The sequence below is a fragment of the Streptomyces sp. NPDC058751 genome, from assembly GCF_042746485.1.
Taxonomy (GTDB): domain Bacteria; phylum Actinomycetota; class Actinomycetes; order Streptomycetales; family Streptomycetaceae; genus Streptomyces.
Genome location: NZ_JBHYPZ010000033.1, coordinates 100,249 through 114,170 on the forward strand (window position 1 = coordinate 100,249; position 13,922 = coordinate 114,170).

13 protein-coding genes are annotated in these 13,922 nt (G+C 73.3%); 7 read left to right on the plus strand and 6 right to left on the minus strand.

The window, feature by feature from the left end; translation table 11 throughout:
- Positions 1 to 126 precede the first annotated feature (126 nt).
- Positions 127 to 357 carry a peptidoglycan-binding protein gene (locus ACFW6B_RS27865; RefSeq protein ID WP_386600002.1) on the minus strand — a complete coding sequence of 77 codons (231 nt, stop codon included), beginning with the start codon at positions 355 to 357 and terminating at the stop codon, positions 127 to 129.
- 1 nt (position 358) lies between these two features.
- Here ACFW6B_RS27865 and ACFW6B_RS27870 point away from each other — a divergent pair, with 1 nt between their 5' ends.
- The gene (locus ACFW6B_RS27870) at positions 359 to 1,303 is read left to right on the plus strand and encodes a hypothetical protein (protein ID WP_386600004.1); all 945 of its coding nucleotides are present in this window, start codon (positions 359 to 361) and stop codon (positions 1,301 to 1,303) included.
- Between the two features lie 331 nt (positions 1,304 to 1,634).
- Positions 1,635 to 3,815, plus strand: coding sequence for an MDR family MFS transporter (locus ACFW6B_RS27875; protein ID WP_386600006.1), 2,181 nt, complete (start codon positions 1,635 to 1,637; stop codon positions 3,813 to 3,815).
- 3 nt (positions 3,816 to 3,818) lie between these two features.
- Here the strand turns inward: ACFW6B_RS27875 and ACFW6B_RS27880 are convergent, their stop codons facing one another.
- Positions 3,819 to 4,349, minus strand: a complete 531-nt coding sequence (locus tag ACFW6B_RS27880) for a GNAT family N-acetyltransferase (protein ID WP_386600008.1) — start codon at positions 4,347 to 4,349, stop codon at positions 3,819 to 3,821.
- Positions 4,350 to 4,535: 186 nt separating this feature from the next.
- On the opposite strand from ACFW6B_RS27880, the gene ACFW6B_RS27885 reads away from it, so the two are divergent.
- Positions 4,536 to 5,324 carry a hypothetical protein gene (locus ACFW6B_RS27885; RefSeq protein WP_386600010.1) on the plus strand — a complete coding sequence of 263 codons (789 nt, stop codon included), beginning with the start codon at positions 4,536 to 4,538 and terminating at the stop codon, positions 5,322 to 5,324.
- A gap of 14 nt (positions 5,325 to 5,338) precedes the next feature.
- A complete protein-coding gene (locus ACFW6B_RS27890) occupies positions 5,339 to 5,992 on the plus strand; it encodes a hypothetical protein (RefSeq protein WP_386600012.1) in 654 nt (217 codons plus the stop codon).
- Positions 5,993 to 6,155: 163 nt separating this feature from the next.
- Here ACFW6B_RS27890 and ACFW6B_RS27895 read toward each other — a convergent pair whose 3' ends face one another.
- On the minus strand, positions 6,156 to 6,611 hold the full coding sequence (locus ACFW6B_RS27895) for a DUF1992 domain-containing protein (RefSeq protein WP_386600014.1): 456 nt from the start codon (positions 6,609 to 6,611) through the stop codon (positions 6,156 to 6,158).
- Between the two features lie 120 nt (positions 6,612 to 6,731).
- Here ACFW6B_RS27895 and ACFW6B_RS27900 point away from each other — a divergent pair, with 120 nt between their 5' ends.
- Positions 6,732 to 7,127, plus strand: coding sequence for a hypothetical protein (locus ACFW6B_RS27900; RefSeq protein ID WP_386600015.1), 396 nt, complete (start codon positions 6,732 to 6,734; stop codon positions 7,125 to 7,127).
- A gap of 64 nt (positions 7,128 to 7,191) precedes the next feature.
- On the opposite strand, the gene ACFW6B_RS27905 is transcribed toward ACFW6B_RS27900, so the two are convergent.
- Positions 7,192 to 7,863, minus strand: a complete 672-nt coding sequence (locus tag ACFW6B_RS27905; RefSeq protein ID WP_386600017.1) for an O-methyltransferase — start codon at positions 7,861 to 7,863, stop codon at positions 7,192 to 7,194.
- A gap of 279 nt (positions 7,864 to 8,142) precedes the next feature.
- Between ACFW6B_RS27905 and ACFW6B_RS27910 the strand changes: the two genes are divergently transcribed.
- Positions 8,143 to 10,188: a bifunctional glycosyltransferase 87/phosphatase PAP2 family protein gene (locus ACFW6B_RS27910; RefSeq protein WP_386600019.1), complete on the plus strand. Its 2,046-nt coding sequence runs from the start codon at positions 8,143 to 8,145 to the stop codon at positions 10,186 to 10,188.
- Between the two features lie 164 nt (positions 10,189 to 10,352).
- Here the strand turns inward: ACFW6B_RS27910 and ACFW6B_RS27915 are convergent, their stop codons facing one another.
- Positions 10,353 to 11,597, minus strand: a complete 1,245-nt coding sequence (locus tag ACFW6B_RS27915) for a cytochrome P450 (RefSeq protein ID WP_386600021.1) — start codon at positions 11,595 to 11,597, stop codon at positions 10,353 to 10,355.
- Positions 11,598 to 11,891: 294 nt separating this feature from the next.
- Between ACFW6B_RS27915 and ACFW6B_RS27920 the strand changes: the two genes are divergently transcribed.
- Complete coding sequence (locus tag ACFW6B_RS27920) at positions 11,892 to 13,061, plus strand: steroid 3-ketoacyl-CoA thiolase (protein WP_386600023.1); 1,170 nt, start codon at positions 11,892 to 11,894, stop codon at positions 13,059 to 13,061.
- Between the two features lie 66 nt (positions 13,062 to 13,127).
- Here ACFW6B_RS27920 and ACFW6B_RS27925 read toward each other — a convergent pair whose 3' ends face one another.
- Positions 13,128 to 13,802: a YoaK family protein gene (locus ACFW6B_RS27925; RefSeq protein ID WP_386600025.1), complete on the minus strand. Its 675-nt coding sequence runs from the start codon at positions 13,800 to 13,802 to the stop codon at positions 13,128 to 13,130.
- Positions 13,803 to 13,922 lie beyond the last annotated feature (120 nt).

Genomic DNA, 13,922 nt, shown 5'->3' on the forward strand with positions numbered 1-13,922 from the left:
TGCCGGTACATCACATGCCCGTCGCCACCGACGGTCACATCTGCGTCCAACGGCGACGGGCGGATGTACCGGCACGGCCCCGACCCACCCACCGGAGCGACACCGCGACGGTCGGCGCACCGGCCCCTAGGGCTGGGACGTCTCGCCCTCCAGGCTCGCGCGTGTGGCCGGGCCGTACACGCCGGGCGCGTCCCCCCTGATGCCCCGCGCCCACTGGTACCAGCGCACGGCGTCCTCGAGGCGACGGTCGAAATCGCCGTCGGCCTTCGACATGTACATCCTGAGCTGGCTCATCCGGAGCTGGAGCTCCCTCACCTCGGCCCCTCTGTCGCCGCGCCGCAGGGTGGGCCCGGCCACGGTGTTCGAACCGCCGTCACCCGCGGACGCCTCCGTCTCCGTGGCGGTCGCCGTCGGGCTCGGCGGTGCGGACGTCGGCGACGCCGTGACCGACGAGGACGGTGACGCCGACGTCTCGGACGCGGACTCGGACGCCGACGGCGACGCGCTCGTGCTCGGTGAGGCCGACGGGGACGACGAGGCGGACACCGTCGAGGACGCGCTCGCCGACGGCACCGCGGAGACCGTGTCCGACAGGACCTCGGGCGTGCTCGCCCTGACGTCCTTCGACCGGGCCTCGTCCTGGGAGGAAGAGTCCTGGGAGAGCAGCCCGCTCACGACCCCCGCCGCGGCCGCCACGGTCACGACGACCCCGGTGACGGCGAGGACCCCGGTGCGCCGACGCCGCCTGGACCGCCCCCCGGACGAGGCGTCCCGCCCGGGCCGCGGGGAGTGCGCGCCCTCGGGGAAGAGGCGGACGTCGGTGGCGCGCGCCTCTGAAGAGAGCGCCTTCAGCCGCATGGTCGCGTCGGCGGGCAGCGGTGCCGACGGCGTGGCCGCTTCCGGCGGCAGCGGCGCCGAGTGCGTGGCCACGTCGGCCGGGACGGCACCCAGCCGCATGGTCGCGTCCGCCGGGACCGGGGCCGGCACCGTACCGGCGTCCGCCGGGATCGCGGCCATCTGCATGGTGACGGCGGCCGCGTCCGCCCCGTTCGCGGGCGGCACCGGCATCCCGCCGCCCGAGGGCGCTCCATGGACGCCCGAAGGGGCCGGGGCGCTCTCGGGCGTCCACGTGCCCTCCGGCGTCCAGGCGCCCGCCTGGGCGGTCGCCCAGGGCTCTCCGGCCGCCGGGGCGCCGTGCCAGTGGCCCGTGGCCGTCCCGGCCGGCCCCGGAACGCCGGCGCCCTCCGCAGGTCCGAGACCCCCTCCGGCGTGCCCGGAGTCCTCCGGGCCCAGTTCCACGTAGGGCCGTATGCGCAGCGGGTCGAAGCCCCCCGCCGCCGCGGCCCGTGCCGAGCGCCCGTCACGCAGGGCGTCGGACGCCCAGCCTGTGCAGGCGCAGGACGGTGTGCCGTCCGGCGCCCGGTGTGCGGCGCACTCGGGGCAGACATGCCCGGTCGGTTCAGTCACGAGTGGGTCCCTCCCCGCTGAAAACTCCAGTGATTATGCGGACGACCTTCGTGCAACCTTCAAGCAGCCCCCCTGAATCGTGGATTCCGGTCTGCTCGACAGGCCATAACAGGACACACCGATCAGGATGGAGGGTGACCGGGACCCTCGGCGCTCAGGGAGGCCGCATGACCGGGGACGCGCACGGTTCCGACACGCCGTCCGGCCGGGTGCCGGAAGGGGCCGGGGCGCCGGACGGCGGCAGGAGGGACGGGCCGCCCGGACCGCACGGCTCGGTCGAGGGGAGCGAGTCGGCGGCGCGCCGCCGCAGCGCGGCGGCCACCGACGCCCGGGACTCGGTGCACGGCAGTGTCTTCGTGTCCATCGGCGCCCTGCTGCTCGGCATGCTGCTCGCCGCCCTCGACCAGACGATCGTGTCCACCGCGCTGCCCACGATCGTGAGCGACCTCGGCGGTCTGGAGCACCTGTCCTGGGTGGTCACGGCGTACCTGCTCGCGTCGACGGCGGCGACCCCGCTGTGGGGCAAGCTCGGCGACCAGTACGGCCGCAAGAAGCTCTTCCAGACGGCGATCGTGATCTTCCTGATCGGGTCGGCGCTGTGCGGCATGTCGCAGAACATGGGCGAGCTGATCGCCTTCCGGGCGGTGCAGGGGCTCGGCGGCGGCGGGCTGATGGTGCTGTCGATGGCGATCGTCGGCGACCTCGTCCCGCCGCGCGAGAGGGGCAAGTACCAGGGGCTCTTCGGCGCGGTGTTCGGCGCGACGAGCGTGCTGGGGCCGCTGCTCGGCGGGCTGTTCACGGAACACCTGAGCTGGCGCTGGGTGTTCTACGTCAACCTGCCCGTGGGCGTGGTGGCGCTCGCGGTGATCGCCGCGGTCCTGCACATCCCGAGGAAGTCGGCCCGGCACGTCATCGACTACGCCGGTACGTTCCTGATCGCGGCGGTCGCCACGTGTCTGGTCCTGGTGGCCTCGCTGGGCGGGACCACGTGGGACTGGGGTTCGCCGCAGGTCCTCGGGCTCGTGGTCCTCGGCGCGGTCCTCACCGTCGCTTTCGTCGCGGTCGAGCGGCGCGCGGCCGAACCCGTGCTGCCGCTCAAGCTGTTCCGGATCCACACCTTCACGCTGTCCGCGGTCATCAGCTTCATCGTGGGCTTCGCGATGTTCGGCGCGATGACCTATCTGCCGACCTTCCTCCAGGTCGTCCAGGGCGTGACGCCCACGATGTCCGGCGTGCACATGCTGCCGATGGTGTTCGGGCTGCTGCTGTCGTCCACGGTCTCCGGGCAGATCGTCAGCCGCACCGGCCGCTGGAAGGTGTTCCCGATCGTCGGCACCGGGATCACCGCCCTCGGGCTGCTCCTGCTGCACCAGCTCGACGAGAGCAGCGGCACCGGGTTGATGAGCACCTACTTCTTCGTCTTCGGCCTCGGCCTCGGCCTGGTCATGCAGGTGCTGGTGCTGATCGTGCAGAACGCGGTGTCGTACGAGGACCTGGGCGTCGCCACCTCGGGGGCGACCTTCTTCCGGTCCATCGGGGCATCGTTCGGCGTCGCGATCTTCGGCACGGTCTTCGCGGACCGCCTCGGCGACAACCTGACGGAGGCGCTGGCCGGGCGGCAACTGCCGCCCGGCATCACCACGGACTCGCTGGAGGCGGACCCGAAGGGCATCGCCCAGCTGCCGGCCGACCTGCAGCAGCCCGTCCTGCACGCGTTCGCGACGTCGATCACCGACGTCTTCCTGTACGCCGCCCCGGTCGCCCTGCTCGGTTTCGTGCTGGCGTGGTTCCTGCGCGAGGACAGACTGCGCGGCTCCGTCACGGCGCCCGACGTCACGGAGACCCTCGCGAGCAACCCGGTCGAGCGGTCGTCGTACGACGAGGTGTGCCGGGCGCTGTCGGTGCTCGGCACCCGGGAGGGGCGCCGCGAGATCTACGAGAGGATCACCGCCCGCGCCGGCTACGACCTGATGCCGGCGGCGAGCTGGCTGCTGCTGAGGATCAAGAAGTACGGGTGGGCGGAGCCCGCTCTCCTGGCCGAGCACAGCGCGGTCCCCCTGGACGTCGTCCTGGCCGCCGCCCGCCAGATCGAGGAACGCCGGCTCGCCCACCGCGAGGGCCTGGACCTGGTCCTGACCGACGAGGGCCGCGTCACCGCCGGGAACCTGTCCAGGGCCCGCGAGGAGTCCCTGGCCGAGCTCCTCGGCGACTGGTGGGCGCCGGACCGGCCGACCGACCTCACGAAGCTGGTGGCGGAGCTCAACGAGGAGATGTGCGGCTCCGACGCGGAGCGCCCGCACGAGAGGGCCCCGGCCGTCCGTCCCCAGGAGGGAACCGGTGTGACCTGACCGTCAGCCGGCCAGCTCCTTCCGGAACCAGTGCTCGGCGTACTCCTCGTCGTTGTGCGCCGCGGTCTCCTCGTAGCCGTGCCGGGCGTACAGGGCCCGTGCCTCGACGAGGTCGGAGCGGGTGTCGAGGACGAGCCGCCGGGCGCCCAGGCCGCGCGCGGCCGCCTCGGCGGCCGCCAGCAGGAGCGGGGCCGCCCCCTTGCCGCGCAGGTCCGCGCGGACGAAGACACGGCTCAGCTCCCCCGTCGTGGCGTCGAGCATCCGCACCCCCGCCGTGCCGCCGGGCTCACCGTCGTGGCGCGCGACGAGCAGCACGCCCGTCGGCGGCGCGAACTCGGCGCCCGTCCGCGCGGCGATCTCCCGCTCCAGCTCGCCGGGATCCGTCGTGCGCCCCTCGTGCACCTGGTACCACCGGTCGCTGACCTCCGTGTAGTACGCCCGCCACAGGGCGCCCGCGTCGGGGGAGTCGAAGGGTTCGGGGGCGACGCTCCAGGAGTCTCGCGTGCCGGAGGGGGATCGGGTCATGCCGGCCATTGTGGGCGGGTGCCCCCGGCGGCGCGCAACCGGATCGACGGCCGGCCGAACCGTGCGGCCGGCCGAACGGCGGGACGGGGGAAGGGCGTTGACGTCGGTGCCGCCACCGGGGCCGTTTGAGGCCCGGGTTCCGGGCAACACGGTCCGGGAACCGGCCCGTTGGGTCGAGAACCCGGGAAGGCACCCATGTCCACAGGCGTGATCATCGTTTTGATCATCGTGGCGGCCGTTGCCGTTGTCGCGGCCGCCCTGACCCTCCGAGCCCGAAGGCCGCCGGGCGGACGCGCCCTGCGACGGCGCTTCGGACCGGAGTACGACCGGACCGTCGCCCGGCACGACGGCGACGTCCGGGCCGCCGAACGCGATCTCGACGAGCGCGTGAAGCGGCACGGCGCACTGCGCGAACAGCCGCTCGAACCCGAGGCCGGGGAGCGGTACGCGGCCGGCTGGACGGCGGCCCAGGAACGCTTCGTCGACTCGCCCCAGGAGGCGGTGGCCGAGGCCGACCGGCTGCTCGGCGAGCTGGCCGGAGCGCGCGGCTTCCCCGGCGGGGACCGTTACGAGGAGCAGGTGTCGGCGCTCTCCGTCCACCACGGACACCACGTCCACGGGTACCGCCGTGTGCACCGGGCCGCGCTGACCGGCGCCGCCGGGAACGGGAACGGCGGTGACACCGAGAAGCTGCGCGAGGCCATGCTGGAGGCCCGCGGCCTCTTCGACGAGCTGCTGACCCCGGCCCGCCGGGACGCCTCGTCCGGCCGGACGCGCGACACGGACGACGCGAGCGGGCCCGCGGCCTCCCGCCCGGAGCGCGGCGGCCTGTTCGCCGCCCTGACCAAGGACGGCCGGCGTGCCGAGCCCGCGGGGAGCGCCGGGCGTGCGGAGAACGGCGAGAGCGGTACCAGGACTTCCGACCCCGACACTCGCTCCCACCTTCCCTGGTCCTTCACCAGGCGTCAGGCGAAGGGGAGTTGAGGAAGGTGAGCAGCATGAAGCCAGACCAGGACCCCGAGCGGACCCCGGCCCGCGAGACCGCCGCCTCGAAGGGACGCGTGCCCCCGGCACCCGCCGGCCCCCCGGCACCCGCTGAGCCCCCGGTGCCTGCCGGACCCGGGGCGGCCGCCGTGAAGGGCCGTGTGACCTCCGTACCCGCCGAGCGTTCCCCGGACGACCGGGCGGACGACCGGGCGGACGACCGGGCCGACGCCGATCGCGGTGCGGCCGGGGAGGTGTCCCGCCGCGAGGCTCTGAAGGGCCGGACGGACCCCCTGCCCGCCGAGGCCGCCCGGAGCGCCCCGAACGGGAACGGCGACCGTGCCACGGGCGGCGGGGGCCGTGCGGGGGAGGCCTCCGGGCGGGACGGGCGGCTGCTGCCGCCGGACGAGCACGACAAGTTCTCGCTGCGGATGAAGCACGCGGTCGGCGGGTTCGTCGACGGACCGCGGTCGTCCGTCGAGGAGGCCGACCACGTGCTGGAGGAGCTCGCGGGCCGCTTCACGGAAGCCGTGACCCGGCGGCGGCGCGACCTGCGTACGTCCTGGCAGCAGGGCGGCGGGAACACGGCGACGGATCCCGACACCGAGCGGCTGCGGCTCGCCCTGCGGGACTACCGCGAGATGACCGAGCGGCTCCTGCGGCTCTGAGCCGGGCCGTACACCTTCCGGGCGAAGCCCGGACGCCTTCCCCGGTGAAGTGGGGCCGTGCCCCGGACCATGCCCCGGGCCACGGCCCCACACCGTCCGCGCGGCCCCGGGCCGCGAAAGCCGCCCGCGCCGCGCCGCCTTCGGGGCGCGTGGTCCGGGCGGTTCACGGGGACGCGGTGTCCCCCCGTCCGGCGGGCGGCGGCGTGCCGGGGGCCGGGTTCCCGTGGGCCGCGCGCCACTCCTGGACGAGCTCGTCCACGTCGTACGGCTTGAGGCCGAGCGGAGGTCCGGGCGGCGGCTTGAACATGACCTCGCGGATCTTGGCGTTGATCTCCTCGACCGCCCGCCGCACCGCCCGCTCCGAAGGAAGCGCGGGAAGCGCCGCGAGCACGTCCTCCGCCTCCTTGCGCAGGGCCAGCGTGGGCGGCAGCACCGACAGCCCCTCACGGGCCATCTTCCGCTTGATCCACCAGAGTTCGTCGTACGGGGTGTCGGTGACCTCCGGCAGGGGCTTGCCCGCGCCGGGGAGTTCCGTGAACTCGCCGCGGGCCTCCGCCTGGCGGATCTGCCGGTCGACCCAGGACTCGAAGGTGACACCGGGTGGCTTGCGCTCGGTCATGGGTCCATTGTGCAGGAGGTCCCACGGCGACGGGAAAGGTCGAATTATCATGCGGCGGCGACGGGGCAACCATGTTCCCCCGCAGGACAATCGGACCAGCACCTCACGAAGGAGCGCGCGTTGCTCGAACTCACCATGGCCTCGGTGTCCGGAGGGGACGTCGGAGCGACGGCCGGGATGCAGATGGCCGACGCGCCGAGCGACCCCGGAGCCATGCTGCGGGTGGGCAGGGACCGGGCCGTGTGCCGTCTCGCGACCCCCGACGACTGGCTGTTCGTCTCCCGGGTCCACCTGGAGTTCCTGTGCGGCCCGGACGGCTCCTGGCAGGTCACCTGGCTCCGGGGTTCCCACGCGGAGCCGTCCTCCGAGGTCCGGCTGATCCTGACGGGCTTCCAGCCCCAGCCGCTCCCGTACGGCGGTACGGCCAGGCTCCCGGCGGGCGGCTCCGGTGAACTCGTCATCCAGGACCGCACCGGCCCCCACAGCGTGAACGTGGGCTTCTACCACGAGGTCTAGTACCCGGCCGCGGCACCAGGGGCGGCGGGGCGGTGCGGGGGGCGGTGCGGGCGGGGTCGTGCGGTCAGGCCAGTACGCGGGCCAGCGCGAACCCGTCGTGCCCCTTGACGCCCACCGTCTGCAACGCCGTGCCGTCCAGCTTCGGGTGGGAGGCGATCAGTTCGAGCGCGGCCCGGGTCCCCCGCACGCCCGGGTCGGTGCTCGCCCCGTCGATCACGGCTCCGCCGCGGACCACGTTGTCGAGGACGATCACGCCGCCGGGCCGGGTCAGCCGGACCGCCCACTCGACGTAGTGGGCGTTGTTCACCTTGTCCGCGTCGATGAACACGAGGTCGAACGGCTCCGGGTTCTCGTCCGCCAGCTTCGGCAGGGTCTCCAGCGCGGGCCCCACCCGCACCTCGGCGATCTCGTCGAGGCCGGCCCGCGCGAGGTTGGCGCGGGCGACCTCGGCGTGCCGGGGGTCGTACTCGAGGGTGATCAGCGTCCCGTCGGCGGGCAGGGCGCGGCCCAGCCAGATCGTGCTGTAACCGCCGAGCGTGCCGATCTCCAGGACGCGGCGGGCGCCCTGGATCCCGGCGATCAGCCCGAGCAGCTTGCCCTGGTTCGGTGCGACGTTGATGGGGGGCAGTCCGGCCGCGTCGCTGTCGCGCAGCGCGGCGGCGAGGGCCTCGTCGGCGGGGGCCAGGAGATCGGCGAAGTGGTCGTCGACGTCGTTCCAGAGCTGCGACTCGCTCATGCGCCGGGCCTTTCGTAGCCTGGTTGGACGGGCTGAGGACTTCCGCGTCGAACCTAGTCCCCGGTGCTCCGGCGTGCCAGCGGGATCCGGGCCCCGCGCGCCTTCCCGCTCTCCGCGCGCCTTCCCGCTCCCCCGCGCCTTTCCTCGGCTCTCCGTGTCCTTCCGTGTCCTTCCGTGTCCTTTGCGAAGGTGGCCGTGACGCACAGGGTCCTGATATGCGTTGACATAAGGGATGTGTGAGACACGGACCGGTCAACGGGTCGGGAGGGCCGACGGAGCGTGGCGAACGTGGAGCACGGCGGACGACCGGGCGATGGCCTCACGGGAGCGCCGGAGACGGTGAGAGCACGGCTGCGCGCGCTGCGCGCGGGGCTCTGGGCCGTCGCCGTGACTCTGGCCGTACGACAGCTCGCCGCCGTCCTCGGCACGCCCAGGGCGGACCGTCTGACGGACCTGGAGACCTGGGTCGGCCCGAGCGGAGTCCTGCACGTGAAGGGCTCGCTGTACGACTCGACACGGTTCACCGGTACCCCGTTCGGGGGTCTCGTCCTCAAACCCCTCACCCGGTCGGCCGAACAGGCCCTCGGCTGGGGCTGGACCTTCGGCACCCTGCTGCTCGTCGTGGCGCTCGGCCTCGTCGCCGCCCGCGCCCTGCCGCCCCCCGTGAGCCGGCGCACGTCGCTGCTCGCCGCGCCCGTGGCCGTCAGCCTGCTGATGCTGTCGCTCCCCGTGCGCAACGCCCTCCACCTCGGCCAGACCAGCATCATCCCGGTGCTGCTCGTCCTGCTCGGCTGCTTCGTCGCCCGCGGGGAGCGCGTCTGCGGGGTCCTCGTCGGGCTCGCGGCGGCCCTCCAGCCGACCGTCCTGCTCTTCGCGCCGCTGCTCTGGTTCACCGGCCGCCGCCGCGCCGCCGCCTCCACCGGCGCCACGTTCGCCGCCCTCACCGCGCTCGCCTGGGCCGCGATGCCGCACGACTCCGGCACCTACTGGGTGCACCACCTGGCGGGCGTCGGCCTCGGCGGGGACGCCGACGACCTCGCCAACCAGTCCCTGCACGGCGCGCTGCTGCGGTCCGGCCTCACCGGGCCGCCGGAGGTCGGTCTCTTCCTGGCGCTCGGCGCGGCCGTCGTCGTCCTCGGCCTCGGCCGCGCAGTGCGCTACGCCCGTGACGGGCAACTGCTGCTCGCCGTCGCGGTGACCGGCTGCGTCGCCGTCGCCGTCTCGCCCACCACCTGGCAGCACCAGGTCCTGTGGGTGCTGCTCGCGCTCGTCGGCCGGGCCGGCCGCAAGGCGTCCGACCGCTACGTGTGGCCCGTCGCGGTCGTCCTCGTCATGACGCTGCCCGCCCGGATGATGCTGCCGGACATGCCGGCGCTCGCCCCGCTGCGCGAGAACGTGGTGCTGGTCGCGGCGCTGGCCGCCGCGACCGCCGTACCGTTCCTGTCCCGTACGTCCCCGTACTACCGGGCGCCGGTCCCCGCCGACCGCGCGGCGCCCGCCCCCGTCCGGTGGAGGCGGGTCCCGCTGCTGTCGTCGGGCCGGGTCCTCACCCGGACGAACCTGCTGCTCGAACTGCTCCTGATCCGCGTCGGGTACTCCGCCTACCAGCAGATCAGGCTCGCCGCGACGGGAGGCACCAACTCCGGCGGCCGGGCCACCGCCGAGCACCACGGCGAGCAGATCCTCGCCGTCGAGCGCTTCCTGCGCCTGGACATCGAGCACGGGGTCAACCACGCGGTGGTGCGGGTCCCCTTCCTGAGGGATTTCTTCGACTTCTACTACCAGTCGTTCCACTTCGGCGTCCCGCTCACCATCCTCGCCGTGCTCTACGTCCGCCGTCCCGCCGACCACCGCTGGGCCCGTTCCGCCCTCGCCTTCGCCACCCTCCTCGCCCTCGTCGGCTTCTGGCTCTACCCGCTCGCCCCGCCGCGCCTGATGCCGGGCCTCGGCGTGATCGACACCGTGCACGGCGTGCAGGACTTCTCCCGGCCCGACTACGGCACGCTGACCGAGCTGACCAACCAGTACGCGGCGATGCCCTCGCTGCACTTCGGCTGGTCCCTGTGGTGCGGGCTCGTCGTCGCGGTGCTGGCGCCCCGGTGGTGGATGAAGGCGCTGGGCCTGCTGCACCCGTTCCTGACGCTCTCCTCGATCGTGGCGACCGGGAACCACTGGGTCCTGGACGCGGTCGGCGGAGCGACGGTGGTCGCCGCGGGCTTCGGGCTGACGTATCTCGTCGCCGGCCCGCGGGTGCGGACGCCCGTGGCACCGGCCGGGGCCGGGGTGGAACCGCCGGTCGGCGCGGCGGGCCGCGCCCCTGGCTGATCCGGTCGCGCGCCGGAGGAGGCGGTTCGACCGACCGCCAGGGGCGACCGGGGGTACGCGCCCGGAGCGGGGCCGTCACGTTCCCGGGACGGGCCGGCGGTGCCGGGAGACCGCCGGCCCGAGCGCGCGGGGCCTGCCGGGGCCCGTCCGGCGCCGTGTCCGTCCTACGGGTGACGGACCTGGAGTTCCTTGACGCCGTTGAGCCAGGCGGAGCGGAGGCGGCGGGGGTCGCCCGCCAGCCGCAGGTCCGGCATCGCGTCGGCGATCGCGTTGAAGATCAGGTCGATCTCCAGCGTGGCCAGGGACTTGCCGAGGCAGAAGTGCGGACCGCCGCCGCCGAATCCGAGGTGCGGGTTGGGGTCACGGGTGATGTCGAAGACCTCGGGGCCGTCGAAGACCTCGGGGTCGTTGTTGGCGGAGGAGTAGAAGAGGCCGACGCGGTCGCCCTTCCTGATCCGCTGTCCGCCCAGCTCGGTGTCCTGGGTCGCGGTGCGCTGGAAGGCGACGACGGGGGTCGCCCAGCGGACGATCTCCTCGGCGGTGGTCGTCGGCCGCTCCCTCTTGTAGAGGTCCCACTGACCGGGGTGCGTGAGCAGGGCGTGCATCCCGTGGGTGATGGCGTTGCGGGTCGTCTCGTTGCCGGCGACGGCCAGCAGCAGGACGAAGAAGCCGAACTCGTCGGAGGCGAGGTTCCCGTCGTGCTCCGCGGCCACCAGCGTGCTGACGATGTCCTTGGCGGGGCACTGCTTGCGGTCTGCCGCCATGTTCATCGCGTACGAGATGAGTTCGGTGGCCGACTCGGCGCCGATCTCCTCGGTGATGGCGTACTCCGGATCGTCGTACGCCACCATCTTGTTGGACCAGTCGAAGATCTTGACGCGGTCCTCCTGCGGGACGCCGATGAGCTCGGCTATCGCCTGCAGCGGCAGTTCGCAGGCGACCTGGGTGACGAAGTCGAAGGAGCCGTCCGGGGCTGCCTGCGCGAGCGCGTTCGCGACGATCGAACCAGCGCGGGCGCGCAGCGCGTCCTCCAGGGAGCGGATGGCGCGCGGGGTGAAGCCGCGCTGCACGATCTGGCGGACCCGGGTGTGCTCGGGCGGGTCCATGTTGAGCATGATGAGCCGCTGGACCTCGATCTGCTCGCGCTGGATGTGCTCGTTGAAGCGGATGACCGCGGTGTTGAGGAACGAGGAGAACAGCTCGGGGTGCGTCGAGACGTACTTGACGTCCGAGTGCCGGGTGACGGCCCAGTAGCCGTCGTCCTCGAAGCCGGCGACACCGGGCTGTTGCGGGATCCAGTGGACCGGTTCGGCCCGGCGCAGCTCGGCGAACTCCGGGAGGGGCACGCGGTGGTGCAGCACATCGGGGTCGGTGAAATCGAACCCGTCGGGCAGCGCTGGACAGGACATCGGCAACTCCAGAGGCGCTTCTGACGGTCCATCAGGAAGAGGGAACCGCCGTGAAGGTAGTAACGGGTTCTACAAGTGGCAAGAGGTGCGGGCCTCCCAATTGCGTGCGAGATTTGTGCGGATCGTGGCTTCGGGAGCTGCACGACCCTTGCGGTGCGGGGGGTTCGCTCAGCAAACTGCGAGCAGAACTGGTACGCGTTCTAGTTCTGCGCGGTGGGTGGGCCGGGACGCCCCGCGCTGCGCGGGTCAGCTGGGCCTGGCCGCAGGGCAGGCCTGAGGAGAGGACGAGCCCCCATGGCCGCGGAACCCGTGATCGTCGAAGCCGTACGGACCCCCATCGGCAAGCGCGGTGGCGCGCTCGCCAATCTGCACCCCGCCTATCTCCTGGGCGAGACCTACCGTGAACTCCTCGGCCGCACCGGCATCCCCGCAGACTGCGTCGAGCAGATCGTCGGCGGCACGGTGACCCACGCCGGCGAGCAGTCGATGAACCCCGCGCGCACCGCCTGGCTGACGGTGGGGCTGCCCTACGAGACGGCGGCGACGACGGTCGACTGCCAGTGCGGCTCCTCGCAGCAGGCCGCCCACATGGTCGCCAACATGATCGCCGCCGGTGTCATCGACGTCGGGATCAGCTGCGGTGTCGAGGCGATGTCGCGGGTGCCGCTGGGGTCGGGGTCCAAGCACGGGCCCGGCAAGCCGTTCCCCGACGAGTGGAACGTCGACCTGCCGAACCAGTTCGAGGCGGCCGAACGGATCGCCCGCCACCGCGGACTGACCCGCGAGAACGTCGACTCCCTCGGGCTCATCTCGCAGGAACGGGCCGCGGTCGCCTGGTCGGAGGAGCGGTTCAAGCGCGAGACGTTCGCGGTGCAGGTGCCCACCACCGAGGACGAGCAGCGGGCCGGGCAGGGCATGTGGCGGCTCGTCGACCGGGACGAGGGGCTGCGCGACACGTCCATGGAGGCGCTGGCGGGGCTGAAGCCCGTGATGCCGACCGCCGTTCACACCGCCGGCAACTCCTCCCAGATCTCCGATGGTTCGGCGGCCATCCTGTGGGCCTCCAAGCGGATGGCGCGGGCGCTGAAGCTGCGGCCGCGGGCGCGGATCGTGGCGCAGGCGCTGGTGGGATCCGACCCGCACTTCCACCTGGACGGGCCGATCGACGCCACCCGGGCCGTGCTCGGCAAGGCCGGGATGTCGCTGAAGGACATCGACCTCGTCGAGATCAACGAGGCGTTCGCGTCCGTGGTGCTGAGCTGGGCGCAGGTCTTCGGGCAGGACCTGGAGAAGGTGAACGTGAACGGGGGCTCGATCGCGCTCGGGCATCCGGTGGGGGCCACGGGGGCTCGGCTCATCACCACGGCGCTGCACGAACTGGAGCGGGCGGACAAGGAGTTCGCGTTGATCACGATGTGTGCGGGTGGGGGGCTGGCTACGGGGACGATCATTCAGCGGTTGTGAGGTGCGGGTGCGGGTGCGGGTGCCGGTTCGGTGCTGGTCCTGGTTCGGTGTCGGGTCGGTCGGGGTTCACTCCCGGCCGGAGACCGTGGCCGCCAGGGCCGCCGGTACGAGCGCGGCGATCAGCAGGGGCAGGGCCAGGCCGTGGTTCAGGACCAGCCACGCGCCGAGCAGGGCGCCCGCGGCCATCGCGAGGACGGCGGCGGTCCGGCGCGGGGAGCGGTGGCCCGTGCCGCCGCCGGCGCGTGAGTCGGCGGCCAGGCCCGTCAGGGTCATGGTCAGGACGGTGGTCGTCAGGTCGGCGACGCCGAGTCTGCGGACCGTCGCGTTGCGCAGGCCCATCGCGAAGGCCGTGACGGCGATCACGGTGTACGTGGTGGCGGTGGCGTGCGGGGCGGCGAAGGCCGCCGCCGCGCAGGCGGCCGTCAGGACGGCCTCGGCGGCGAACGTGGCGCGGGCCCAGGTGCGGCGGGGGCCGGTGCCGAGCCGGACGGACGTCCGGCCGCCGGTCGCCGCGCCGGCCACGAAGCAGCACAGTGAGGTGAGGGTGTGCGGCACGGAGAAGCCGGGGGCTCCGGCCGCGGCGAAGCCGAGCACCACTACGTTGCCGGTCATGTTCGCCGTGAAGACGTGGCCGAGGCCGAGGTAGCTCACGGCGTCGATGAGTCCGCTGACCACGGTCAGGGACAGCAGCGCGGGCACGAGGGGGAGGCCTCTCGGCTCGGGGTCGTGCGGCTTGTCCATGGGGCTCAGTCCACCACGGGGGCGGCCGGTCCGGTGGGTGGGTCGGGGCCGTGCCGGTGCATCAGCCCGTCGCCGTTGGACGGAGATGTGGGCGTCGGTGGCGACGGGCATCGATGTACC